Annotated in this window: 23 protein-coding genes; 18 read left to right on the forward strand and 5 right to left on the reverse strand. The window is 35.3% G+C overall.

Annotated elements, in window-relative coordinates; translation table 11 throughout:
• Positions 1-51 precede the first annotated feature (51 nt).
• From tsaA to I5677_RS07745, 3 genes are all read left to right on the forward strand, one after another.
• Positions 52-735 carry a tRNA (N6-threonylcarbamoyladenosine(37)-N6)-methyltransferase TrmO gene (gene tsaA / locus I5677_RS07735; protein ID WP_197661074.1) on the forward strand — a complete coding sequence of 228 codons (684 nt, stop codon included), beginning with the start codon at positions 52-54 and terminating at the stop codon, positions 733-735.
• A gap of 140 nt (positions 736-875) precedes the next feature.
• Entirely contained in the window at positions 876-1,610 is a 735-nt protein-coding gene (locus I5677_RS07740) for an MBL fold metallo-hydrolase (RefSeq protein WP_197661001.1), read from the forward strand.
• A gap of 193 nt (positions 1,611-1,803) precedes the next feature.
• Positions 1,804-2,046 carry a DUF2249 domain-containing protein gene (locus tag I5677_RS07745; RefSeq protein WP_197661002.1) on the forward strand — a complete coding sequence of 81 codons (243 nt, stop codon included), beginning with the start codon at positions 1,804-1,806 and terminating at the stop codon, positions 2,044-2,046.
• A 242-nt stretch (positions 2,047-2,288) separates the two neighbouring features.
• Here I5677_RS07745 and I5677_RS07750 read toward each other — a convergent pair whose 3' ends face one another.
• Positions 2,289-3,359 (reverse strand): P-loop domain-containing protein, encoded by a 1,071-nt coding sequence (locus I5677_RS07750; protein ID WP_197661003.1) that lies wholly within the window; start codon positions 3,357-3,359, stop codon positions 2,289-2,291.
• A 206-nt stretch (positions 3,360-3,565) separates the two neighbouring features.
• Here I5677_RS07750 and pdaA point away from each other — a divergent pair, with 206 nt between their 5' ends.
• The 4 genes from pdaA to chrA all read left to right on the forward strand — a co-directional run bounded on the left by pdaA (position 3,566) and on the right by chrA (position 9,023).
• Entirely contained in the window at positions 3,566-4,381 is an 816-nt protein-coding gene (gene pdaA, locus I5677_RS07755) for a delta-lactam-biosynthetic de-N-acetylase (RefSeq protein ID WP_330617874.1), read from the forward strand.
• A gap of 229 nt (positions 4,382-4,610) precedes the next feature.
• Complete coding sequence (locus tag I5677_RS07760) at positions 4,611-6,869, forward strand: LTA synthase family protein (protein ID WP_197661005.1); 2,259 nt, start codon at positions 4,611-4,613, stop codon at positions 6,867-6,869.
• Positions 6,870-7,153: 284 nt separating this feature from the next.
• Positions 7,154-7,774, forward strand: coding sequence for a uridine kinase (udk, locus tag I5677_RS07765; protein ID WP_197661006.1), 621 nt, complete (start codon positions 7,154-7,156; stop codon positions 7,772-7,774).
• Between the two features lie 46 nt (positions 7,775-7,820).
• Positions 7,821-9,023 carry a chromate efflux transporter gene (gene chrA, locus I5677_RS07770; RefSeq protein ID WP_197661007.1) on the forward strand — a complete coding sequence of 401 codons (1,203 nt, stop codon included), beginning with the start codon at positions 7,821-7,823 and terminating at the stop codon, positions 9,021-9,023.
• 180 nt (positions 9,024-9,203) lie between these two features.
• On the opposite strand, the gene I5677_RS07775 is transcribed toward chrA, so the two are convergent.
• Positions 9,204-10,187: a DUF4397 domain-containing protein gene (locus I5677_RS07775; protein ID WP_243456525.1), complete on the reverse strand. Its 984-nt coding sequence runs from the start codon at positions 10,185-10,187 to the stop codon at positions 9,204-9,206.
• A gap of 220 nt (positions 10,188-10,407) precedes the next feature.
• On the opposite strand from I5677_RS07775, the gene I5677_RS07780 reads away from it, so the two are divergent.
• Complete coding sequence (locus I5677_RS07780) at positions 10,408-10,677, forward strand: CD3324 family protein (RefSeq protein WP_197661008.1); 270 nt, start codon at positions 10,408-10,410, stop codon at positions 10,675-10,677.
• A gap of 227 nt (positions 10,678-10,904) precedes the next feature.
• Here I5677_RS07780 and I5677_RS07785 read toward each other — a convergent pair whose 3' ends face one another.
• A complete protein-coding gene (locus I5677_RS07785; RefSeq protein WP_197661009.1) occupies positions 10,905-11,609 on the reverse strand; it encodes a flavodoxin family protein in 705 nt (234 codons plus the stop codon).
• Between the two features lie 169 nt (positions 11,610-11,778).
• Between I5677_RS07785 and I5677_RS07790 the strand changes: the two genes are divergently transcribed.
• From I5677_RS07790 to I5677_RS07825, 8 genes are all read left to right on the forward strand, one after another.
• On the forward strand, positions 11,779-12,333 hold the full coding sequence (locus tag I5677_RS07790; protein WP_197661010.1) for a PadR family transcriptional regulator: 555 nt from the start codon (positions 11,779-11,781) through the stop codon (positions 12,331-12,333).
• Positions 12,334-12,438: 105 nt separating this feature from the next.
• Positions 12,439-13,629: a serine hydrolase domain-containing protein gene (locus I5677_RS07795; RefSeq protein WP_197661011.1), complete on the forward strand. Its 1,191-nt coding sequence runs from the start codon at positions 12,439-12,441 to the stop codon at positions 13,627-13,629.
• Positions 13,630-13,645: 16 nt separating this feature from the next.
• On the forward strand, positions 13,646-14,443 hold the full coding sequence (locus I5677_RS07800) for a permease (protein WP_197661012.1): 798 nt from the start codon (positions 13,646-13,648) through the stop codon (positions 14,441-14,443).
• Positions 14,444-14,477: 34 nt separating this feature from the next.
• On the forward strand, positions 14,478-15,635 hold the full coding sequence (locus tag I5677_RS07805; RefSeq protein WP_197661013.1) for a DUF362 domain-containing protein: 1,158 nt from the start codon (positions 14,478-14,480) through the stop codon (positions 15,633-15,635).
• A 40-nt stretch (positions 15,636-15,675) separates the two neighbouring features.
• A complete protein-coding gene (locus I5677_RS07810) occupies positions 15,676-16,578 on the forward strand; it encodes a permease (protein WP_197661014.1) in 903 nt (300 codons plus the stop codon).
• A gap of 96 nt (positions 16,579-16,674) precedes the next feature.
• Positions 16,675-17,820 carry a DUF362 domain-containing protein gene (locus I5677_RS07815; RefSeq protein ID WP_197661015.1) on the forward strand — a complete coding sequence of 382 codons (1,146 nt, stop codon included), beginning with the start codon at positions 16,675-16,677 and terminating at the stop codon, positions 17,818-17,820.
• Positions 17,821-17,937: 117 nt separating this feature from the next.
• Complete coding sequence (locus tag I5677_RS07820) at positions 17,938-18,972, forward strand: PD40 domain-containing protein (protein ID WP_197661016.1); 1,035 nt, start codon at positions 17,938-17,940, stop codon at positions 18,970-18,972.
• 84 nt (positions 18,973-19,056) lie between these two features.
• Positions 19,057-20,244, forward strand: a complete 1,188-nt coding sequence (locus I5677_RS07825; RefSeq protein WP_197661017.1) for a stalk domain-containing protein — start codon at positions 19,057-19,059, stop codon at positions 20,242-20,244.
• Between the two features lie 51 nt (positions 20,245-20,295).
• Here the strand turns inward: I5677_RS07825 and I5677_RS07830 are convergent, their stop codons facing one another.
• A complete protein-coding gene (locus I5677_RS07830; RefSeq protein WP_197661018.1) occupies positions 20,296-20,514 on the reverse strand; it encodes a hypothetical protein in 219 nt (72 codons plus the stop codon).
• 163 nt (positions 20,515-20,677) lie between these two features.
• On the opposite strand from I5677_RS07830, the gene I5677_RS07835 reads away from it, so the two are divergent.
• Positions 20,678-22,090: an Ig-like domain-containing protein gene (locus I5677_RS07835; protein ID WP_197661019.1), complete on the forward strand. Its 1,413-nt coding sequence runs from the start codon at positions 20,678-20,680 to the stop codon at positions 22,088-22,090.
• 271 nt (positions 22,091-22,361) lie between these two features.
• Here I5677_RS07835 and I5677_RS07840 read toward each other — a convergent pair whose 3' ends face one another.
• Complete coding sequence (locus tag I5677_RS07840; RefSeq protein ID WP_197661020.1) at positions 22,362-22,523, reverse strand: hypothetical protein; 162 nt, start codon at positions 22,521-22,523, stop codon at positions 22,362-22,364.
• Between the two features lie 275 nt (positions 22,524-22,798).
• Between I5677_RS07840 and putP the strand changes: the two genes are divergently transcribed.
• Positions 22,799-24,334 carry a sodium/proline symporter PutP gene (gene putP, locus I5677_RS07845; protein WP_197661021.1) on the forward strand — a complete coding sequence of 512 codons (1,536 nt, stop codon included), beginning with the start codon at positions 22,799-22,801 and terminating at the stop codon, positions 24,332-24,334.
• Positions 24,335-24,499: the final 165 nt, after the last annotated feature.

The raw sequence follows: 24,499 nt of genomic DNA on the forward strand, positions 1-24,499 counted from the left end.
ATTAAAAAACATAGAAGAGAACAACGTCTGAACCATTCAAGCGATCAAGCGATGGATTTATCTTTGAAAGTCATTGCCAGAATTCGTACGGACTTTCCATCCAAGTTTGGAATACCGCGCCAAAGCGGCCTTATTGAGGCCTTAAAAGCAGTCATCGTATTCGAGCCGGAATACCGCAATCCGGATGCATTACGCGGATTGGAGGACTTCTCTCATATCTGGATGATTTGGGGATTTTCTGAAAATGTACGTGAAACATGGTCCCCTACGGTGAAACCCCCTCGTCTTGGGGGAAATCAGCGGATGGGAGTATTCGCAACCCGCTCTCCGTTTCGTCCGAATCCTATCGGACTTTCCAGTGTTAAATTAGATAGAATTGAGATAGATAATAATCATGGCCCGGTACTATATGTTTCAGGAGCTGACATGATGGATAATACCCCCATCTATGATATCAAACCCTATATTCCCTATGCCGATAGCCATCCTGGAGCAATGGCCGGATTTGTCGATACCTATAAATACGAGAAATTAAAGGTGGAATTTTCAGATCATTTACTTGGCTTGCTTCCGGAGGATAAGAGAGAGGCAATTGTGGGTGTTCTGGCTTGTGATCCAAGACCCTCGTATCAAAATGATCCTGAGAGAATTTATGGCGTTGAATTTGCCGGATTTGATGTGAGATTTAAGGTGAAGGAAGCTGTGTTAACCGTACTTGAAGTAATACCGCTTTGATCCTAATGTGGATGAGTTTTTAACCTAAAGATATAGTTAATTTGCATTTGTTATATGGAATAAGAGAAACCTATGTAAAGAATAATTTCAAAGGCGACGATAAAATTCCATAAGATATAATTAAGAAAGGTGGTAGATGAATGAAGATAACCTACATTAATCATAGCGGTTTTCTAATAGAGTGGGACACCTGCTATTGGCTGTTTGATTATTATAAAGGGAACATTCCTGATCTGGATACCGAGAAGAAGATATTTGTATTTGCAAGCCATAATCACGGAGATCATTATAATCCTGATATTTTTAAGTTATGTAATAAATATAAGGATATTGTCTATATCTTATCCTCTGACATAAAACTTAAAAAAACAGATATATTAAATGAAGTTAATTCACCGGATCGATCGGACAGTATCCTCTCTGTTAAACCAAACAATCAATACGAATTATATGACAAAAATAACAATACAATTGTGCTTAAGACACTAAAGTCTACAGATAGCGGGGTGGCTTTCTTATTACATTACCAAGGAAAAACCATATACCATGCCGGAGATTTAAACCTTTGGATGTGGAAGGGAGAAACCAAACAATATAACAATAATATGAAAGCGATGTTTCTTAAGGAAATGAATTATTTAAAAGACATTCCTATTGACATAGCCTTTGTTCCCTTGGACCCCAGACAGGAAGAGTATTATGATATGGGGCTTAACAGTCTTTTAGAAACGGCAAAGGTAAGATATGTATTTCCAATGCATTTTTGGGAGAAACCATCTGTTATTAAGCAATTTAAAGAAAAATGGCCTGTTAATACGAATCATACACAGATCATGGATGTCTCTACAGATGGGCAAGAGTGGCAGATAGAATAATAGTGTTTTATTTTAGCAATTTAAACTACAATTTGAGATCAATTAAAATTCATTGTTTACCTTAAAGGGAAAATAATGGATTTTTTTATACAGCCTATTACTTCTAGCTACATTATATCAATTATAAATTGAATAATCTTTGTTAAAAGTTCTTATTATAATGATAGTTTTACAAACTAAGGAGGTGTTACGTATGATAGAATTTGCAGATACTGTGGATATTCGTGATATATTTCCGCATCAAGACAAGTATCCAACGGTACAAAGAACTTTTACTGCTCTTAGTATAGGAGATAAAATGGAACTTATTAATGATCATGATTTTCGCCCTTTATTTGAATATAAATTTCCTTATGATTTTCCGGGTCAATACGAATGGGAATATTTAGAGGAAGGACCAGAGGTATGGAGAGTAGCCGTTACGAGGATTAAATGATACAAAATTTTTAACTATATTCGTTGTTAAAGATACAACTTGGAATAAACTAATGCTAAAATAAATTAAATGTCAAAATGGTTAAAGCGAAAAGTAAATACTAATAATCGATAAATTTATGGTTTGTCTGTCCTTTAATGTATGGGATAGACAAACCATAAATATGATTATATAGATATAAAACCCACATTTTGGTATCAAAGAAAGCCACAAACATGTTACTTCCAGGTTAAGATTAATTGTTACAAGACATTGATCTCGCTCATTATCTGTTTATATATGGTATCTACTTTTGAAAAGTCCATAGCCGAGATATAATAAGCTTCCAAATCATCGTGAAGTTCCTTTGCTCTTAATACATGTTGACTTGCGGTTTCGATTAACTGCTGTGCGATGCTCAAATGTTTTGTCATGGAATCAAGATCTGATTCTTTTAATGATCTCATCAGCCCATTTATTAGAACACAGTTTTTGATGCTTGAGGGATGAAATGAGTTTGATGTTATTATGCCAGTTTTAGCCGAAGGGAATAACAGATGATCGATTTTCTCCGGAGTATGCACCGAGCAGTAACAGGTTATAACATCTATTTGGTTTAATATAGCAAACTCCCGCAATTCGGATAAGAGTGTATCAGAAGCAGCGCCCCATTCATCCTCTATTACATATACTTTCGTACAAAGGGCTTTCACAGTATCTTCAAAGAATACAGTTCTACCTACAGATACAGCACTTAAAAGTCTTTTATGTTCTTTCCCGGAAGAAGTGTAAGGCTTTAATTTATCACATATCATTGAAGCGGTTTCTTGAATAGAATCATAGTCTATGTAGCATTTTGCCATAGTTTTATTTCGGTCAAGTAATGCAGCTGCCGATGCAATACAGGAGGTAGCCATGGAATGGCAAGCAGATATTTCATCGGATAGTTCAATTATTTTATGCTTTTTTTTCGTAAGTGTATCAGCATCCCAAGCGTCTCCAACATTAATAATTGTATCATATGTACCGGGATATTTTGGGTCCAGGGTGTGAGGGGCAGTACCGTCCACCATAGCTATCTTTATATTATAGTCTATGAATGCATCTAAAGACTGTGGATCACTGGCGCAGGGTATGTACTCAATCCTATGACTATGCTCCTCCAAGGTTTTTGCAATTCTTCGCATTAGTGAACTTTTCCCGCTACCGGGGCCTCCTTTCAGTATATACAGGCGATTACTGTTAACAGGGTCTCTGATATCATCAAATAACGGAACAAATCCCTGTTTTGTATTGCTTCCTAAAAAGAATTGTATCTCATTTGAATGTGGCATGTAGGATACTCCTTATTTATTGTATTCTTCTATCATAATATGAAGGAGATAAGGTATACTATGATGATTTATTTTACAGGATAATTTATCATTAGAACTAATCATAACATCTTATTATTATTTATATAAAATGGACAACGATATACAGGAATTATGGATTACTCCAACAAATATATTTTAATAATTAGTATTGGATGGAGTATTTTATGAAACAATTGAAATGGAAAAAAGTTATAATGTATGTATTGATTTTTACACTTGCTTATTTTTTTGGCGGTGGTATTGCTATACTGGCCAACGCTTATGAGAAAGATAATGCAAAGGAGGCCGGGGAAAACTGGGGTCTGGGTTTTTCTACAGAAGGACAGCCGCCTACCGGTAATGCCACAGTAGATGAATTAAAACAATATGATGCTTATTATATAGGAGATACGAATAAGAAGATAATATACATTACCTTTGATGCCGGTTACGAGAACGGATATACGACACCCATATTGGATGCATTAAAAAAACACAATGCCCCTGCAGCTTTTTTTCTTGTAGGGAATTATCTAAATACAAGTCCTGAATTGGTTAAGCGAATGGTGGAAGAAGGGCATTTTGTTGTCAATCATACATACAATCATCCCAATATGTCCAAGATTTCATCAAAGGATGTATTTCGTAAGGAACTGGAGGAGTTGGAGAAGGCGTATGAAGAAATTACTGGTCAAAAGATGATGAAATATTACAGACCTCCGCAAGGAATCTATAGTGAGAACAATCTAAAAATGGCAAAAGAATTGGGATATAAGACATTCTTCTGGAGTCTGGCTTATGTGGATTGGTATAACGACAAGCAGCCTACGAGGGAAGAAGCATTTAAAAAACTATTAGGAAGAATACATCCGGGAGCAATAGTTCTTCTTCATAGTACATCGAAAACAAATGCTGAAATATTAGATGAGTTACTGACAAAATGGGAGGAAATGGGGTACACTTTTGGTTCTATAGATGAATTGGCCATACGAGGAGAGTGATATCAGAACAGACTTCTTAATAAATTCTTACAATTGTTAATTTAAGCTTGCTTTTTCCGGTGCAAATGGTAATATATGGACATAATAATATCTTGATTATAGAAAGAGTTTTTTCCCAAATTGATTTAATTGACGGCAATAAAGGGGAGTGCTATAATCGTTCTTAAATTCAATATTGATAGGAACTACTTCTATTTAACCATGTTCATTTAGAGAAAGTGAGTAATTTATGTTTAAAATAATAGATGATACATTTAAGTATGTAAAAACTAAATTGCCGAATATAAGTACAAAATTAGGGCAGCGGGATAAGAATAAGATAATGCCAATCATTGTAGTATCTTTTCTAATTATCATAATCTTAGAGATGCTTAGCCGTCGCTCTATTTTTGCCGGTCTTGGGTTTATAATAACAAATCCACTTATGTTCTTTTTTAATGTGCTTATTGTATTAGTAACAATGTCAGCGACTATGATGTTTTCAAGAAGACTTTTTATGATGACATTAGTAAGTGTTATGTGGCTAAGCCTTGGTTTAATTAATTTTATTCTTATGAGTTATAGGTCCACACCTTTAACCTCAATGGATTTTTTTATGCTCAAGTCCGTGATTGGAATTATCCCACTCTATCTTAGTATTGTGCAAATCATATTAATAGCTATAATGATTGTTATTGTCATAGCCGCTATGTTTTATTTATGGAAAAAGTTAAAGAAAAACCGCGTAATATTTAAAATTCCATTGTTCATTATAGGTATCTCGGCCATATTAATGCTTGTGATATCGAGTATTGCATTGAAGATAAATGCACTATCGAATAGTTTTGGTAATTTACCGGATGCATTCTCTAATTATGGTTTTGCTTATTGTTTTTCAAACAGTATATTTGACTTAGGGATTAAAGAACCGGATGAGTATTCAGAAGAATACGTGCACGAAGTGAAAGAAAAGATTGAGAAGGAACCTGTAAATAACAATTCTGATATAGATACTGTAACGAATGATAAGATAACGGATGATAGTGAAACCGGTGATTTAAATGAGCAGGGAGAGATAGAGGTTACTCCGAAGGTTAATGTTAATGTGCAGCGAAAACCGAATATCATCATGGTGCAGCTGGAATCTTTTTTTGATGTGAACCTTTTATTGGATTACAGTTTTTCCGAAAACCCTGTACCAAATTTTACTCTGCTGAAAGAACAATATTCTTCCGGTTTTCTTACGGTACCATCCTTTGGCGCAGGAACGGCAAATACGGAATTTGAAGTTCTTACCGGTATGAATAATGATCATTTTGGAACCGGTGAATACCCTTATAAAACCATATTACAGAGTACTACCAGCGAGAGTATACCTTATAACCTGGCAGAACGGGGTTACCACAGTCATGTAATTCATAATAATACAGCAATATTTTATGATAGACATAAGGTATTCCCTAAACTTGGTTTTGACAGCTTCAATTCAATTGAATATATGAATGATATTGAATACAATCACTCAGGGTGGGCAAAGGATAAAGTTTTAACAGTTGAAATTATGAAAGCGCTTCAAGCGTTCTATAAAAGAGACTTTATCTACACTATTTCAGTTCAACCCCATGGGAAATATCCGGAAACAGCGGTGGAAGATGATCAAAAGATAACCGTAAGAATCGATGCCGAAAAGAGATTACAATTAGAGAAAATTTATAATGAGAACAAAAATAGCGACCAAGAAAGTACCTCTAGTATAAATGAGACCGAAGCATATGGAATTGAGGAATTCGGAGAGCAAGATGATAAAGTAGATGTTTCTGATTTTACCAAAAGTCATAAAAACCGAGTTGAATATTTCGTAAATCAACTGGCAGAGACCGATCAATTTATAGGAGAATTGGTAGAAGAATTATCTGATTTCGCAGAGCCTACGGTTGTTGTATTTTTTGGGGATCATTTACCCTCTTTATCCATCGAGAATGAAGATTTACTGAATCATAATGTATTCCAAACAGAGTATGTATTATGGAGTAACTTTCCGATGGAAAATAAGAAGCGAGACCTAGAATCATACCAATTATCAGCCTATGTCATGGAGCGCTTAAACTACGATAATGGAGTTTTAACAAAGTTTCATCAAAGGTGTAGTGATGAACCGAATTATCAAGAGGAACTGATGTTATTGCAATATGATATGCTTTACGGTAATAGAACGGTATATGAGGGAATCAACCCATATATTGAAAAAACAATGCAAATGGGTATTATTAATACTTCAATAGCAGATGTATATGAAAAAGGGGAAGCCGTTTTTATTATTGGAGATAACTTTACGCCTTGGAGTGTTGTATATATGGATGATGAACCGAAAGAAACGATATATGTGGATAAGAATACATTGATTGTACCTTATGAAAAACTAAAAGAAAAAGAGATTTTTGTGGGGCAGGTGACTGATACGAAAATTCTTCTAAGTAAAAGTGAAATATGGAATGAGAATAATGAATAAGATATAAATAGGGTAAATTGGGCTGTTGCATAATATAAATGGTAAAGAGAGTGTGGTACATGCATGATCTATGACATTATGTTATGTAATAGCCCTATTTTAATGTTATAGTAGGCTTGTTGTAGTATTTTATGATATAATACGAAATGTTAAGGATATGATGAAGCAAGAAGTAAAGTAAGAAAATCAGGATTTTTATAAAGTGGAATATTTTATTTTAAAACAACATGTAAATATTGCGTGGATGTATACTTTTGCGGTGTATAGGCAGAATGGAGGTTATTATGAAAAATGTGATTGTGATTGGAGTATCGGGAGGTTCTGCTTCCGGGAAGACAACCGTAGCGAATCGAATTAAAGAGGAATATAAGGACAGTGTGGAGCTATTAAGCCATGATTTTTATTATCTGCCGCATGATGATTTACCCATTAGTGAGAGGGTGAAGTTAAACTATGATCACCCCAATGCATTTGATACCGGAAAGCTCATCAATGATATAAAGCAATTAAAACAATTGAATGCAATTGAACGACCGGTATATTCATATACGGAACATACCAGACTTGCCGAGACAGTAAAAGTAAATCCGGCCAAGGTAATTATTGTGGAAGGTTTTATGATTTTTGAAAATACAGAGCTTAGAGAACTGATGGACATAAAGATTTTTGTAGATACGGATGCCGATGAGAGGTTAATGCGACGTATTATCAGAGATGTAAATGAGAGGGGAAGAACTCTTGAATCGGTAATTACACAATATGCGAATACGGTTAAACCTATGCATGAATTGTTTGTTGAACCCTATAAAAAGTATGCAGATATCATCATACCTAGGGGTGGCATGAATGATATCGCTATCGATTTGTTGATACACAGAATAAAAGCCATTTTAGCAGAGGATTAATGGGTAAAGTATATCTAAAAGGCTGTATGGATGAAAGGATATTTTTATGAATGGTGATAAGAAGTTAAATGCCGTGAAAAAGGTGCGATGGAGCACGTTTCTAAAGGACGTATTTATCTGTTCTTTGGGTGCGTATGGAGGACCCGAGGCTCATTATGGTGTATTCACGGATCAATTGGTAATAAAGAAAAAATATCTGCAAGAGGAGGAGATGGTTGAGCTCATAGCTTTGTGCAGTATTCTACCAGGTCCAACTAGTACGCAGACGATTGTATCTATAGGATATAAAACGGGAGGACCCTTATTAGCATTCTTAACGATGTTAGTATGGGCACTACCGGTACTTACGGTTATGACATTACTTTCTTTTTTATATCAGTTCCTAGAAAATATGAATGTATCCCAAGAGGGTCTGCGTTATATCGGTCCAATGGCAGTTGGCTTTATTATTGTTGCTGCGTTTCGTATCGGGAAAAAGGTAGTTACAGATAGGATTACCATAATACTTTTACTGTTTGGCGGAATTACGACATATTTTATTCGTGAACCTTGGATATTTCCTCTAGTATTAATTTTAGGTGGACTAGTAAGCATTATAACATCAAAAGAGAGAAATTTATGGAATCGGGTTAAGTTAAATCCGCCATGGTTATATTTTATTGTTTTTGCTATTTTTGCTTTAGGAAGTCTGGTTATTATTATGATTTGGGATAACCGAATTCTGCATCTATTTGAAAGCTTTTATCGCTATGGTTATTTGGTTTTTGGCGGTGGACAAGTCGTGGTGCCGGTTATGCATAGTGAATTGGTACAAGTGAATAGGTATATGACAAATCAGGAGTTTCTTACGGGATATGGACTTGTTCAGGGTCTTCCGGGACCGATGTTTAGTTTCAGTGCTTATGCTGGTGGTATGGTAGCCCGAGGAGGAAGTGTATTAACTCAAGTTTTAGGTTCTGTAGCAGGAGGAATTGGTATCTTCTTACCGGGGTTATTATTAATCTATTTTATTTATCCAATCTGGGAGAATTTAAAGAAAATCAAGGCTATTAAAATATCTTTAAAAGGTATCAACGCGGTAGCCGGTGGTTTGATTACGGTAGCTGCAGTTATCTTAATGCAAAAGAGCGGATTTAGCATTGATAATATCCTGGTTACTTTCATCACAGTAGTATTGTTATTAACAAGAAAAATACCGGCACCAATTATCGTGATTATTGCACTCATAGCCGGATTTATTATCAGATAAAATGCTTGCTTTGTAAAATTTATACATGCTAATTTATGATAGAGGGGCTAATGCAAAATGGATTTGCTGAGAGTATGAGATAATTATCATATTCCAGGTTAGATTAAGCAAAATCCCCTCTTTTATAAAATACGTTAGAATCCCTTAAATATGTTTTTTGGTATTATCAGTTATTTTCATTTAATCTTCTTCTCTTGGCTCCGTGATTAATAATGCTTCCAGTTCCGGAGTTCCATCAACCAGACCAACAGCATAGATAGTGTAATATGTCTTGGCATCCAATGAAACATCCGGCACAGTTAATACCGTAGTATCCGTTCCGGCTGGATTGACATTAAAGGTATAGGTTCCTTCGTCAACACAGACATAGTCACTTTCCTCCTTATATCCAATATCCGTAAAGACATTTGTTCCATCCTCTAATCGTATATCTACATTGGGAGCATCAGGAGAAATATGAACAAATCGAACACAGGCTTCATCTGTTTCAGGGGGCATATTTGGTTCTTGAATCGTCATGAGACTTAAATCAGGGAGAGTGCCTACAGCAACGGCGTTAAATGCAGCGTTTTCAGGTATTTCTACTGTAGTATCAATTACAGCATCGGTAGTTTGACCAGTCGGATATACCGTTACATTGTAGCTGCCGGAGGGGACCCTTACATACATAGATTGTTCCTTAAAGGCCAAATCACTAACGAGCAGAGTTCCATCCGCATATACATCCACTGCAGGTGCACCCGGTGATGCATGAAGTACTCTTATATAAGAGGTTGCTTGTCGGCTATTACGGGATTTGTTATTTGTTTGTCCTTTACCGTTATTACGCATGTAAAAACCATTGTTATAAAGGTTATTATCAAAGTTATTAAAGTTGTTGTATAAATTATTGTTATAATTGTTGTAGTAATTATCGTAGTTGCTATTATAGTTGTTATCATAGGTATTATTATAGTTCCTATTGTAGTAGTTACTATCATTATTATAGTGATTATTATAATAGTTATCGTTGTTATTATCGTAGTTATAGTTCCTATTGTAGTTGTAATTATTATTATAATTGTTATCGTAATTATAATAATAATTTCGATTCATATGATTAGGATCGAAGTTATTATAACGATTATTATTTCTGTAATTGCTATTATAATTATTGTAATCCATAAAAACTCTCCTTATATTTTTAACAGTACATTATATGATTTTAAGAAGGATATTGTTAAAAGGTATTCAAAAAGAAAGGTAATAATAGGCAAAAAGATATCTAGTGCAGGAAGAATAATTATGGTATATTAAATATATAAAAAATTAAGGAGGTGGGCTTAAATGAAAAGCTTATTTTGTATGAAAACAGTTAACAGGAAATATGGGGAGGTTATGATTATTGAATTACAAAAATGGCACAGATATATTGCCGGCCCATCTGCTGAAAAAAGTACAGGATTATGTTGATGGTGGTTTAATCTATATACCGAAAAAGAGCAGTAAAGCAGGCTGGGGTCAGATTAGCGGTGCACGTCAATCGATTGATAGAAGAAATAGAGAAATAAGGTTTTTGTTTAAACAAGATGTAACGATCCGTGAATTAGCCGAAAGATTTCATCTTGGAGAAGATAGCATAAGAAAAATCGTATATAAGAAAAAACAAATATAATAATTTTCTTCCTATTCATATGACGAAACCTATGGGATAATATAGGTGACCGGTCAATCCAGTATGGAAGGGGATGGTTCGATTGATTAACAAAGCAGAGGTGTTTGACGTATAGTAAGTGATTTAGGATAATTTCTATTTTGCTTACTATCAACACTCGAAAAGAGGCAATGGGTATATACCCTTTGCCTCTTCTTTTTACAGTATGTGTTATTGAAAGAACTAGCTTATTCCTCAAAACCCAAATTCTGTAACCACTGATCAATAATTTCCATCGTTTGTTCTTCATCTGACAGGACATAGCCTGAGAAATCTTGGCTTTGTAACAGATTGGCATCAGGACATGCAGCTTCAAAATCTTCAAAGAAGGTTCCCATATGTGTTTTATATGTACAAAAAGGTACAATATTTTTATCAGTTAAGTCATATTGGGAAAAAAAACTCTTAATGGGAGGTGGAGTCGTAAACCACCAGACAGGAGAACCAACAAAAATCATATCATAAGAATCTAAGTCGGGAACAGTATTAAGAAGTTTTGGAAGATATCCTTCTCTTAACTGCTCTTGTACGACATCCTCCACGTCATTTATGAAATAATTGAAATCAGGCTCAATTTCCAAAGTATCTGCACCCGTCTTTTCCTGAATAGTTTGTGTGATCTTTCGGGTTGTTCCTGTAAAAGAGTAATATATTATTAAAACATTTTCATTTTTAGCTTCAGATAAATCAGACGTATCTGTAACGTTAGGATTGTCTGTATCGAATGATTTACTGTTTTCTGATATTGTTTCTATCTCCTCCTTTTCTTTTGAAATACTACGATCCGATTCTGCCTTTTCTAATTCATTATCCGTTCTGGCATTGCTTCCACAACTAGCCAAAGTACATAGTACAAATAATAAAAGTATTAAAAAGTTAAGTCTTTTTCTCATTAATTTTTTCCTTTCTGATTTTACCTTTACAAACTAATAACATGATAGTATAATATATGAAAAACATATATATGAAATTCATATAAGTTAATCTATCACAACATGGATATTAATGTCAATAAAATTATTTGAGTTGATTTAATCATAGATGATTAAGGAGGTCAAAAGAATGTCAAGAAGAAATAACAGTTATTACGCAATCTTAGGATTACTTGGTTTCGAGCCAATGTCCGGGTATGGTATAAAAACTAGTGTAGACAAGGGTGTAGGTTATTGGTGGGAAATTGACTACAAGCAAATATATCCAGCTTTAAAGAAAATGGAAGAAGAGGAGTTGGTTACATCCAAAGAAGAAAAGCATGGGAAAAGGCCTATGAGTAAAGTATACGATATTACGAAAGCAGGTCTTGAGGAATTGAAAAAGTGGTTGATACAACCGATTGAACCCGGTAAGGAGTGGGATAAGGAACTAAAATTAAAGCTCTTTTTTGGTCATCATGTATCCGTTGATCATATTATTCAGCATGTAGAAAAATATAAAGAGTTTAATGTTGAATTTTTAAGGGATATTGATGAGATTAGAAAAAGTATCGAGAGTGAGGAGGACACAGAATCAAAATATTATAGAATGACAACGGTAATGAATGGAGAAATCATGTGTAAAGCTAATGTGGAATGGTGTAACCAAACATTAAAATACCTAAAAGATAATATGAAAACCTAATAATATTATTCGGTTACTACTTGTACCGGCGACTGTATATGCACTAAGCAAAAAACTGCTAAATATGAGTAACCGGTAGGTGATATAGTTAACGGAGGAAAAGCTATGAAATATAAGATCAGTATAGTTCTACTATTAATCGTCATGGTGGCTCTTGTGGCTTGTTCTAAAGACAGTCAGACAATAGGCAATCCCAACAAAGCAGAAGAAAGTGTAGATGAAAAGACAGAGAGTAAGGAACTACCGGGGAATGAGTCTGATGACGCAGAACCATTGAAGACAGCCCTAGAAGATACAAAAACGTTATTAGGTGATTTAATAGAAGCGAGCCCAGAAGATATGGGTATGGATAGTGGGTATCTGGAGGAAATGCTAAACCATATAGAGAATAACGCACCGTACATAAACAGCATTCTGGTATTAAAAGATGGTCATATTGTATTAGAGGAATACTATAATGGGACAGACGAGGATACGTTGCAGCCGGTATACTCAATCACCAAAAGCTTTATGTCTGCAATAATTGGAATTGCCCTAGATAAGGGATATTTACAAAGCATTGACCAAAAAGTTATTGACTTCTTTCCTCAATATGATTTGTCTGAAGCAGATCCAAGAATAAAGGATATTACAATTGAACATCTTCTTACGATGACCTCCGGTATCAAGTATCAGTTAAATAACTTTAGCGAGTATAACAAGTGGTGGAATTCGGAGGACCCCACAGAATTTGCTTTGAATTTACCCATAATAGAAAATCCGGGTGAAACATATCGGTATAATGATCCAGGAGTGCATTTGTTGTCTGCAATACTAAAAGAAGAAACCGGTAGGAGTACCTATGAGTTTGCCAAGGATTATCTTTTTACCCCTTTGGGAATAGAGGATATTCAGTGGCCTGTGGATAACCAGGGAAATCAAAATGGCTGTACCGGTTTACAGATTAGAATAAGAGATGTAGCAAAACTGGGATATTTATATTTACAGAAGGGGAAGATTGAGGAAACATCAGTTGTACCCTCTGATTGGATAAAAATTTCTACCCAAGCTCAAAACACAGGGGGTTATCCCTCCAATGAAGACTATGGGTATTTATGGTGGGTTTTGAGGGAGGAGGATTATAATACTTATTTTGCTATGGGATATGGCGGTCAGTTCTTATATATTGTACCAAAACTGAATTTGGTTACGGTAGTCACAACCCAAATTGATAACCATAGAGAAAGTAATAGAGATTTAGTTGAAACCTATATAATTCCTTCCATTGTTAATATAAACCCCCAAGGAACTAAGTAGAATGGAGATATATAAAATGAATGAAATATTTTCAATCATATCGAAAGAGACGATAAAGGCTATATTACAGCTAGGAATTGGAACAATTCTATCAGCACTTATTTATAAAAAGATAACACTTATCTACTCCGATACAAAGAATAACATGGTTATAAGGATAGGTATGATTTTGGCCGGTTCTGTTCTTGGCATGATACTTCCTTTGAATATATATGGAGTATTTCCTATCGTAATCGCTATACTGGCAGCTGGATTGCCTCTCTGTGTGGGACTTCCGATACTGATTTCAAACTCATTATTCAATCTTTCTATACCATATCTTGATCAAACATTTGTGTGGAGAACCGGAGGGTATCGGATCGGATTGGCATTTCTGGCCGGTATTATCGGAGGACTTATTCTAAACCGGTGGAAGATATCAACAAGGTCAATAGTGAAAGAACATATACTTTTAACTTATGAGCAGCAAAAAGACGCAAGCAAAATAACGACATTGATTAGTAAAAATATTTCTTCTACAGGGTTATATCTGATTGTTGGTGTGATTATAAATGTACTTTTTCAGCAGTATCTTCTATGGTCTATTATTGAGTATATTATCAATAACCCGGGAATGTCCTCAGTTGCAATGTACTTTGCCGGGCTAAATGTAGTAAACCCTATATTTATACTGGCAATGAACATAGTAAATATGTTCATGAATCTGATTTTTCTATCCGGTATATTTGCATTTTTTAAGTTAAAAGGTATTATCCTGTTTGTGGCTTATTATGCCTTGTTGGTAGGGATATTAGGTATTTCAGCATATTTTTAATTAAATAACATCTAAATGAAAGTGAGGTATCATTATGAAAAAATTAAACATAAAAAGTATCGTGATATATACGATAATATTAGTATTTATTTTTGTTGCGGTTAGGGAGATTATTATTTCGAAATCTGATGAGTCATCAAGTTCTTCTCCTCTTGAAAATACGTTAAACGCAGAGAATACAATGGAAGAAGTGTTGGATGAGCAAAACTTGGATGAGGATAATGAGGAGAAAGAAACAAATGTTACAATAGCAGAGACGGTATCCACAGTATATGATGGACTTCCACAACATGTGATAGATGTAATGAAGAAATCAATTGAATTACCGGATCCTAATCCTATCGTAGGAGTAGGCAGAGGAACGGAATTTGGAGAAGTTACTGAGACAGCAATTCAAAATGCCGGTGGATTAGGGGATGTGATAGAAGAAGGGGATGTAGTTCTGATTAAGCCTAATTTATGTATGAATGCAAGACCGGATACACCAACAACAACAGATTATCGTGTTGTCCAAAAAGTAGTCGAAATGGTAAAAGAGGAAGGAGCTTCTAAGGTTATAATTGCAGAAGGTGGCTTTATGGGTAAAAACTTTAGTGAAGCTGCTCTGCAAAGGAATCTATATAATACAATAGAAGATGTAGAGTTTGTTAATATCAATGATTTTGGTCAGGAGGATTGCTACGCTTTAGTTACAGAAAATAGTATTTTGGGCAAAGAATTATTGGTTCCGAAAGTATATATGGAGGCGGACAAAGTTATAACAGTTGCAAAGCTAAAGACACATTTTCAACCGGAAGCTGTCGTAACTCTAAGTATAAAGAACTGTTATGGAGCTATTTCTTCTAAATTATATGGAACCAGTAATAAGATAGGTCTACATAATATGGGATTTGTAGAAACGATGATAGAGATTAATAAGATTAGACGGCCTGACTTTGCAGTAATAGATGGAATTATTGGAGGAGAGGGATATGGTCCTGTTGATAATACACCTGTTGAATCTAATATAATCTTTGCCGGTAAAGATATAGCAGCTGTCGATACAATAGCACTTAACTTCATGGGATTTGAGCTTGATCAGGTACCTCATGTGAAAGCCGCCGGTGAGAATAATCTTGGTATAACCGATTATGATCAGATTCAAGTGGAAGGTGCTAACATAGAAGAGATAAAAATGTCCTTTGACAGATAGTAAACCACTGGTTTAGGAGCTTACGTAGAAAGGAAGTTTTATGTATATCGTAGAAGAGCTTTATCAGCTGTTTTATATCATATATACACAATTCAAATTGATATTTCCCTTTTGGATTACCGGTCTTGCTATAGGTTCCTTTATTTCTGTATTTTTTGCAGAAAAAATAGCAAAAATTGTGGAACAAATTAATCCAAAAAAATTCTATTTGCTTGGGGTATTGTCCGCAGCCATATTGGGAGCGGCATCTCCCCTATGTATGTATGGTACAGTGCCCTTGATAGCCGTTATGGGAAGAAAAGGAACGCCTCAATATTTTTTAGTTTCATTTATGGTAAGCTCTATTCTTATCAATCCTAATCTGTTCATTTATAGTTTTGTTTTAGGAGTTCCGATTGCTTTGTTAAGGTTGTTTTTTAGCATTTTAGCAGGAGTATGTGCCGGCATATTGGTACATTATTGCTATAAGGGCAAAGTTTTTTTCGATTTTGAAAGTTTTGACGGCAGAAAGTCGTTAGCAAAATCACACTCTTTGAAGGGCCTATTACAGGATATACACAAGGCTATACAAATTACAGCTCCTTACTTTTTTATTGGAATTTTGCTAGCTTCCTTATTTGAAGTATTTATACCGAAAATGTGGATTATTAATTTGTTCGGTACCAACCGGGAGCTGGGTGTTTTGCTGGCTGTCAGCTTAGGAGTACCTATCTATGTATGTGGAGGGGGAACAATTCCTTTGATGAGGGGCTGGCTCAACACAGGAATGAGTCCCGGAGCAGTAATTGCATTTGCGCTTTCAGGAGCATCTACGAAACTTACGAATCTAAGTGCAGTTAAGATAATCTTAGGTATTAAACATTTTATTGCATATATCGTATTTCATATGTTATTTGCTATCTTAACCGGATGGCTAATTGATTGGATATATAGGATTTTTTAATAGCTTCTTAGTAGATAGTGTGAAAAATCAAGTGAGTCACACAGTAAATTTGTGCTAAAGCCCTAGTTCAGGGTGGTTTGGCAGAATGGAGTATATATGGGAATTGTATCAATTGCAAAATGTGAAAATTATGATATAAACAGGGTTAGGGAATCGGTTAGAAAAGCCTTGGAGCCTTTAGGGGGAATTGAATGCTTTGTAAAGCCGGGGGACAGGGTTTTATTGAAGGTAAATCTGCTGATGCGTCGGAAGCCTGAGAAGGTTACCACTACCCATCCGTCATTAGCGCAGGTACTGGCTGAACTCGTTAAGGAAGCCGGGGGAGTTCCGATTATTGGTGATAGTCCCGGCGGATACCATTTTTATAATGCTAAGACCTTAAAAAATGTTTATGATACTTGCGGGATGACTCAAGCTGCCCAGGCAAGTGGCGCTGAATTAAATTATAATACGGATATGATTGACGTTGCGTACCATGACGGAAAGATGATGAAAACCATCAAAACAATAAAACCGGTGATAGAAGCAGATAAAATTATTAATATACCTAAGATAAAGACACATATGATGACGGTATACAGCGGAGCAGTTAAGAACTTATTTGGAATTATTCCCGGAAGCTACAAGTCAGAATATCATCTGAGATTTGAAGATAAAAAAGATTTTGCGGATTTACTAATTGACATATGTAGCTTTGCGAAACCGGTACTTACTGTTATGGATGCGGTAATTGGTATGGAAGGATATGGACCTACAAACGGTCATCCCAAAAAAGTAGGCTTGGTGATTGCCGGCACCAGTCCTTATGAGATAGATTTTTATGCATCACAGATCATTGGATTAAAACCGAAAGATGTCCAGACAATAATAAAATCCAAAGAAAGAGGGTTTCTAAACGAGGCCATTGAACTGAAGGGAGCATCACTTCCTGAAATTATGGTAAAGGATTTTAAGAAGCCTACAAGACAGCTTGAGTTTAACTACTATAATAATCTCTTACCAAAGTTTATAAGAAAAAGACTGGATAAATATATTAAACCAAGACCGGTTTTTAATTATGATAAATGCGTAAGCTGTAATGCGTGTAAAAAAAGCTGCCCACCGGATGCAATTACTATGGTAGATGGAAAACCGGTGTTAAAACTTGATAAATGCATCCGTTGCTTTTGTTGCCATGAACTATGCAATTACGATGCTATAAAGGTAAAAAAGCCTTGGTTTTTAAAATTATTGCTTCGCTAACGTGCATTCTATATAAACCAGTTAGGAAAATATTAATCTAATTGAAAGCAATGTTAATCTACAGATCATATTAAACGAATTAGTAATAAAATAAATATAGTATTATTCGGAGGTAAAATGATAAACGTAAGGATGAAAAACAAAAAAATGATCTATAGTATCATAATGATGATATTTATAGTGGTATTAACTGCCTGTAGCAATAAGGATACAATTCAAATAGAGAGTGTAGATGAAGATATAAAGAAGGAAAGTAATAATAACGATCAAGCTGAGATGGAGGCTTCTGACACCACTGATAGGGGAGTTACTAATATAGAAACAGATACTAAGGTATCTGAGGATGCAACAGAAGTCATAGAAGAAACGAATCAAAATGTATCGGATGCTTTGCAGGAAGTGTCACTATTCGCCCCGGATTTAATAAAAGAGGGAGATGAGTTCGCTTTAACTTTTGCACCGGATGGAAAAACCGTATACTATTCAAGAGCATCAAGAGACTATATGAAATCGGACATATATTATAGTGAATTAGATAACGGTAAGTGGAGCGAACCTCAAATAGCATCATTTTCTAGTGAGTATGTTGATTTTGATCCATTTATGATAAAAGATGGTACTAAGTTATTTTTTGTTTCAAACAGACCAATTGATGGAAAAAGAAGCGGATATAATATATGGATGGTTGAGAAAGATGGTGAGGATTGGGGAGATCCTAACAGTCTGGGAGATATTTTGAACACCCCATATAACGATGCATTTTGCTCTATAGCAGAGAATGGAAACATTTATTTCTGTTCCGATAGGGCAGGGGGCGTTGGATCTTACGATATATATATGAGCAGATTGGTTGATGGAGAATATCAGAAGCCTGAAAATCTGGGAGAAGGAATTAATACCAGAATGAACGATACAGATCCGTTGATTTCTTTTGATGAAAGCTTTCTTATATTTACAAGAGGAGATCTGTATGTAAGTTATAATATGGATGGTGAATGGTCTGAACCCGAGCCTTTAGATAAAGTCAACACAGAAGCAAGAGAATACTCGCCCGGTAGAAGTCATAATGGAGAAAAATTATTTTTTGCCAGGGAACAGCAAGGAAAAAGAGAAATCTATCATATCGATTTTAGTGCTCTGGGACTAAGATAAAAATTAATAAAAATTATTTTAATACCCCAATAATTTACAAATGATTTGCGAATAAGTTATTAAGCTTAAGAAAGGGGTATGAAAATGAAAAAAATAATATGCTTAATCATCACAGCCTCTCTTTTGTTTTCCTCTTCGGTAACTGTTTTTGCTAAACCGGACAAAGAAGGAAAACAGGACAGGAAACACATTACTCATCAATATAACCAAAGAAATAAAGAAAAAAAACAGATATTTAAATGGAGAACTTCACCTGTCATAAGGTATGGTAGATTTAAACTTCCGATAAAACCGATTACAGAAGGCATGGGAGCAGAAGTTACCTTTGATAAAGATAAGGATATATTAACCATAACCAAAGATGATCTTACCATAGTTATTGATTTTAACAAGGAAATTGTCACTGTGAATGGAGAAGAGATTAGTAATTCCGATGTCTTCCAACCATGGAATCGGAAAAAAACCATTGTTCTAATAAAGTATATTTTAATGTTATTAGGATATACAGCGGAAATTGATGATGAGGAGATAATAATAAAAGATCCGAATTTAGAGCCGCCTACGAATATTACAGTTACGCCTATTGGAGAAAAAGTGAAACCGCATACATTGAACAGTAATACCCAATATATAATCGTATCTGCTAAAATAACTGCCGGTCAGGCAGCAGGAGGTAGGGCGGAATTATATGTAGGAGATAAAGTAATAGCAACAGATGAAACAATTACGGAATATGATACCATTGTAACTTTTACAACTTCCGATGGAACTCCAACCAATGCAGAGTTAAAAACAGCAATACCAACTGGAGGATATGTAACTGTTCGACTTTATAATGCGGATCATCAGTATGTTACAAGCAAAAAAGGAAACCCGAAACTTACGGTGGATTATCAGGCACCAACATTAACTTCTATATTGTCAGCCGTATATAATCCATCTGATAGAAAGCTTTATATTGTTGTTGAGGGGGCTGGTAAGAACGGTGATAAAGTTGATGTCACGAAACTAAACCTATTGGATACACAATTAAGTAAAAGCTATCAGCTTACAAATAAAGATGATGTTGGATCACAAGGTACTGTGGTCAGTGATAAATTGCTGACGGTTACTATTGGATCTGCAGATAAGATTGGATTGAACGGTTTCGGAAGTTCAACACTATATTTAACTATAGCAGCAGGATCATTGCTGTACGATGAAGCAGGGAATACATCACCCTACTACATTGAGAATCTTACAATACCAGTGGCCGTCATTCATTCGAAATAATATGAATAGAAGGGGCTAATAGATGGATTTAGATTAATTGTGAAAAAACGATTAATCAAAAGAAGTCAAAAGAAGAGGAATCAGTGTGTATGTGCTTAGATACAACTGATTCCTTTTTCTGTGTATCGTACCTTCCATAGAAAACCCGAAGGTGGGAATTGCTTTTGCCGAAGTTAATGAGCAGGTAACAGCAAAGTAAGTAACAAATCTGCGTCTTGTTCCAAGTACAGCAAGTGATGATACCATAGTGACAAACTTGCTTAATGGCATAATTGCTTACGGATCGGAATAGAAGATAGCGGCTGGCCAATAATTTTACCAACTCATCCCAGCGAACCTTCTTTCATACTATTACAGTTTATGATAGATTTTGACAAAAATACAAAGAAATGGTAATATTTTCATGTGGTGTATGAGAAAAGGAGGATTAGAAATGAGACAAAAATATGCTTTCTTATGGGCTGTTATTTTAATGGCCGGGGGTTTCTTCGGAAGTAACACAGTAGCAAAAGCATATGAAGACCTTACGAATAAGAATTTAACCTTAACTAGAGTAGCAGACATAGATGTATACAATGATTATATAATTAATGAATTAATGATTGATACTGTACAACAAGATCAAAGAGATGGTTTGCAGGTATATAAAATTAACTTAGAGCAGGATGGATATATTTCCTTGCTATTAACAGCCCGTAACGTAACAAAAACGGTTGAGACGTACGGATCCCGAGGTTTTTCTTCGGATACAAGTGATGCTACTTTAACGGCTACCGTATATCGGGATTCTAAGCTTTTATATCCTGTAGTACCTCAGATTATTGCTAAATCCGGTAACAAAGCGGAGTCTGCTCAAAAAATAGCGTTGGATCAGGGTACGTATTATATTGCAATACAGACGGATAAATATTCTAACTGGTATGGTGGGACCTCTAACACGGGTGTTTGGGTTAAGGGAGTAGCAGAGTTTATCATTTATTACCAACCGGTGAACAGTAAAGAGGTTTATCGTCCGTCTACAGTAGGTAAAGAGAATCCTGTAACGATAGAGAAAGAGTTTGTAGGACTGTTAACAGCAACAAATCCTAAGGATTATTATAAGTTTGAATTAGAAGATAAGGCTTTAGTGAAAATAAATTATATGTATGGATCAACGAAAAATGCTAAATTTATTCTTTACAGTCAGGAGAGAGAAGAGCTAATTGCGAAGACAGTAGCCGGTAATAGTGTATGGTATAATGTTGAGAAGTTTTTAGAACCCGGAACATATTATTGTTCACTGGAAACTGTAACACCCAATGACGGAGGACTGACCAATTTACTAATTACACAGACGGTATATCCTTTACGGTTAACAAAAAAGAATAAGGATGTTAATACATATGTAACGGTATCAACGATTGATGCACCCAAAGAAATAAGATATGTCATCGGAAAGCTGACAAACTCGGAATTAACTAGTAGCAAATGGAAGAACGGGAAAATAATTACGGAAGATTTCCGATTTGGAGTAAACAAGATTGGTTATTATACCGTTCGGGTTACAGATGAGTATGGGAATATGTTTATGCAATCCATAAAGGTAACCTCCTGTGACAAAAAAGCACCGAGCAGACCAGTGATCAAAAGTTCTAAAGCAGGTAATTATGTAATAACCGGAACCGCTGAGAAAAATTCGCTTGTGACTGTTACGGTAAACAGACGATCCTATACCTGTATGGCTTCTTCGAAGGGTAATTTTAAATGTGAAATTTCCGGAAAATTAATTAAGGGACAAACAATCGAAGTCACGGCCCAGGATATTTCCGGGAATATCAGTATAAAAGCGGAAGCGACCGTAGAATAAAAAAAATTTAATGTAGGATAAAAGGTAATGAAAAGGAACGTTAAGGTTCGTAAGATGGACCTTATAAAAAAAGAACCTTCAAATGATGAAAGCGTTAACCATTTGAAGGTTCTTTATATTCTTTTGTTTCATTATTTAGGTTATTATTAAATATACAATTGTGAAAAATAATATAACTCAGTAAGATGCTTTTGTAGGATAGAAGAAAGGTGTGAATTATCCCCCAACGTGGGTATCGGTAATTATGCCGATTCTTAGGGTGCATTCTGTCTTATCCTCGTTTTTTTGTTCTGCTTTTTTCATGGGCTGATTCGTGCACACCGATAATCTGACCGTTCAAAATACCTGCATTCGCATTATCCCTAGGTTCCATCTTCCTTAATTCAGGATTACTTTTTTCTCTGTCTCTCATTCGGTTTTTATTGTTGTTCATGTTCATTCTCCTTTTTTATTAGTATACTGCTGATATTATTATTAGGCAGATGGTCATAAATTATATCTATTATGTTTATTTGTTTAATAAAGTGTATTAATATAACATTAGTCCAGTATTAGAAAAGATGCTTTCGTTTGAAAATGTCTATTTTTTGGGGTATGTATACACTAAGGTTTCATGCCTGTGTAATTTCTAATAAAAATACTTTATATTTATTATATTTTGGTGTATAATTATTACTATAAGTTTTGAAAATAGGAGGGAGATTTATTATGGAACAGGTTATTCATGCGGTGGTATTGGGTCTTTATTTGTCTGTAATGCTAGCAATTGGTATCTATTTTTACAGACGAAATAAAAGCCAGACCGATTATTTTCTTGGGGGAAGAAATCTTAATTTTTGGGTAACATCAATGAGTGCTCAGGCATCGGATATGAGCGGCTGGCTATTAATGGGACTTCCCGGTACGGCTTTTATCCTTACTTATAACAATGGTATGGCAGAAGCTTTATGGACGGCAATTGGACTTTCCATTGGTACATATCTCAACTGGCTATTCCTAGCTAAGAGACTTAGAAACTATTCTGAAAAAGCAGGAAATTCAATTACAATCCCGACATTTCTTGAAAACAGATTTAGGGATAAGACACATCTTATCCGAACCATAGCTGCGTTTTTCATTATAATATTTTTCTTGATTTATACCGCGGCACAGTTTTCAGCGGGTGCTAAGCTTTTCAATGCTGTATTCGGTATTGACTATCAGTTGGCTTTAATAATCGGCGCTTTAGTAATAGTATCTTATACCTTCCTAGGTGGGTTTTCTGCGGTATGTTGGACGGATCTGATTCAGGGTATCCTAATGTTTTTTGCGATTGTTTTACTTCCTTTATTTGCGGTATTTAAGCTTGGTGGAGCTGTGGAAACATTTGACTTGGCAGCAGCTCTTGATAACGCAACCGAAAGCTTTGGTTTTCGTGAGTGGACAGGCATAGGAAACGGGTTAGGAGTATTAAGTATTATTTCCATTGCTGCCTGGGGTCTGGGTTATTTTGGACAACCTCATATCCTTTCAAGGTTTATGGGTATTCGCCAAGCAAAGCATATTAAGCCTGCCAGAAGGATAGCTATGGTATGGGTTATTGTAACACTTTTTGCAGCGGTTATACTTGGTGTAATCGGTAAAGCATACATCTCAACTGTTGTATCAGCCGAAGAGTTAGCTACCATGGATGGAGAGAGAATTTTTATCTATATGACACAAAACTTGTTGAAAGGACCTTTTGCAGCGATTCTTGCAGGTTTACTCTTGACAGCCATCCTTGCTGCAATTATGAGTACGGCGGATTCGCAGCTTTTAGTTACCTCCTCCGCAATTTCAGAGGACATTGGAAAGAAATTATTCGGTAATAAGGTTAATGATAAAAATGCAATCTGGATCAGCCGTGCCAGTGTATTAATTATTGCAGTGATTGCTGTGTTGATTGCCAGTGATCCTAATAGCTCTGTTTTTGATTTGGTTTCTTACGCCTGGGCAGGTTTTGGTGCCGCTTTCGGTCCAGCCATATTAATCTCTCTTTATTGGAAGAGAATGAACTGGCAAGGTGCTTTGGCAGGTATTTTATCCGGAGGTTTGACCGTGCTTATCTGGAGAAATTTTATCAAGGAATTTATTAATTTATATGAGCTTCTTCCTGCTTTCGTTGTATCTGCCATTTGTATCGTTGTGGTAAGTATACTAACGAGTGAACCGGGTGAAGAGATAGAGAAAGAATTTGATGAATTTATTAAAGCAGAAACAGAATAAGACATTTATTAAAAGATAAACTATCATTCTACAATGAAGTGAACCCTTTTCATTAGATTAAGTCTAATAGAAGGAGTTCGCTTCATTTTATTATAGATACTAGAAAAACTAGTATAACTGTAGTGCGTTGGGTATATTTCTTTAGTTGTACTAAAATTGTTTAGG

It is taken from the genome of Mobilitalea sibirica (genome assembly GCF_015999265.1).
GTDB classification, from domain to species: Bacteria; Bacillota; Clostridia; order Lachnospirales; family Lachnospiraceae; genus Mobilitalea; species Mobilitalea sibirica.

Excerpts from the sequence above, each read along its gene's own strand:
- I5677_RS07745 (WP_197661002.1), top strand. The coding sequence starts at position 1,804 with ATGATAGAATTTGCAGATACTGTGGATATTCGTGATATATTTCCGCAT.
- I5677_RS07740 (WP_197661001.1), top strand. The coding sequence starts at position 876 with ATGAAGATAACCTACATTAATCATAGCGGTTTTCTAATAGAGTGGGAC.
- I5677_RS07815 (WP_197661015.1), top strand. The coding sequence starts at position 16,675 with ATGGGAATTGTATCAATTGCAAAATGTGAAAATTATGATATAAACAGG.
- I5677_RS07810 (WP_197661014.1), top strand. The coding sequence starts at position 15,676 with ATGTATATCGTAGAAGAGCTTTATCAGCTGTTTTATATCATATATACA.
- udk (WP_197661006.1), top strand. The coding sequence starts at position 7,154 with ATGAAAAATGTGATTGTGATTGGAGTATCGGGAGGTTCTGCTTCCGGG.
- I5677_RS07825 (WP_197661017.1), top strand. The coding sequence starts at position 19,057 with ATGAAAAAAATAATATGCTTAATCATCACAGCCTCTCTTTTGTTTTCC.
- I5677_RS07785 (WP_197661009.1), bottom strand. The coding sequence starts at position 11,609 with ATGAGAAAAAGACTTAACTTTTTAATACTTTTATTATTTGTACTATGT.
- I5677_RS07795 (WP_197661011.1), top strand. The coding sequence starts at position 12,439 with ATGAAATATAAGATCAGTATAGTTCTACTATTAATCGTCATGGTGGCT.
- I5677_RS07750 (WP_197661003.1), bottom strand. The coding sequence starts at position 3,359 with ATGCCACATTCAAATGAGATACAATTCTTTTTAGGAAGCAATACAAAA.
- I5677_RS07820 (WP_197661016.1), top strand. The coding sequence starts at position 17,938 with ATGATAAACGTAAGGATGAAAAACAAAAAAATGATCTATAGTATCATA.
- pdaA (WP_330617874.1), top strand. The coding sequence starts at position 3,566 with ATGAAACAATTGAAATGGAAAAAAGTTATAATGTATGTATTGATTTTT.
- I5677_RS07760 (WP_197661005.1), top strand. The coding sequence starts at position 4,611 with ATGTTTAAAATAATAGATGATACATTTAAGTATGTAAAAACTAAATTG.
- I5677_RS07800 (WP_197661012.1), top strand. The coding sequence starts at position 13,646 with ATGAATGAAATATTTTCAATCATATCGAAAGAGACGATAAAGGCTATA.
- putP (WP_197661021.1), top strand. The coding sequence starts at position 22,799 with ATGGAACAGGTTATTCATGCGGTGGTATTGGGTCTTTATTTGTCTGTA.
- I5677_RS07840 (WP_197661020.1), bottom strand. The coding sequence starts at position 22,523 with ATGAACAACAATAAAAACCGAATGAGAGACAGAGAAAAAAGTAATCCT.
- I5677_RS07790 (WP_197661010.1), top strand. The coding sequence starts at position 11,779 with ATGTCAAGAAGAAATAACAGTTATTACGCAATCTTAGGATTACTTGGT.
- tsaA (WP_197661074.1), top strand. The coding sequence starts at position 52 with ATGGATTTATCTTTGAAAGTCATTGCCAGAATTCGTACGGACTTTCCA.
- I5677_RS07835 (WP_197661019.1), top strand. The coding sequence starts at position 20,678 with ATGAGACAAAAATATGCTTTCTTATGGGCTGTTATTTTAATGGCCGGG.
- I5677_RS07830 (WP_197661018.1), bottom strand. The coding sequence starts at position 20,514 with ATGCCATTAAGCAAGTTTGTCACTATGGTATCATCACTTGCTGTACTT.
- I5677_RS07805 (WP_197661013.1), top strand. The coding sequence starts at position 14,478 with ATGAAAAAATTAAACATAAAAAGTATCGTGATATATACGATAATATTA.
- chrA (WP_197661007.1), top strand. The coding sequence starts at position 7,821 with ATGAATGGTGATAAGAAGTTAAATGCCGTGAAAAAGGTGCGATGGAGC.
- I5677_RS07775 (WP_243456525.1), bottom strand. The coding sequence starts at position 10,187 with ATGGATTACAATAATTATAATAGCAATTACAGAAATAATAATCGTTAT.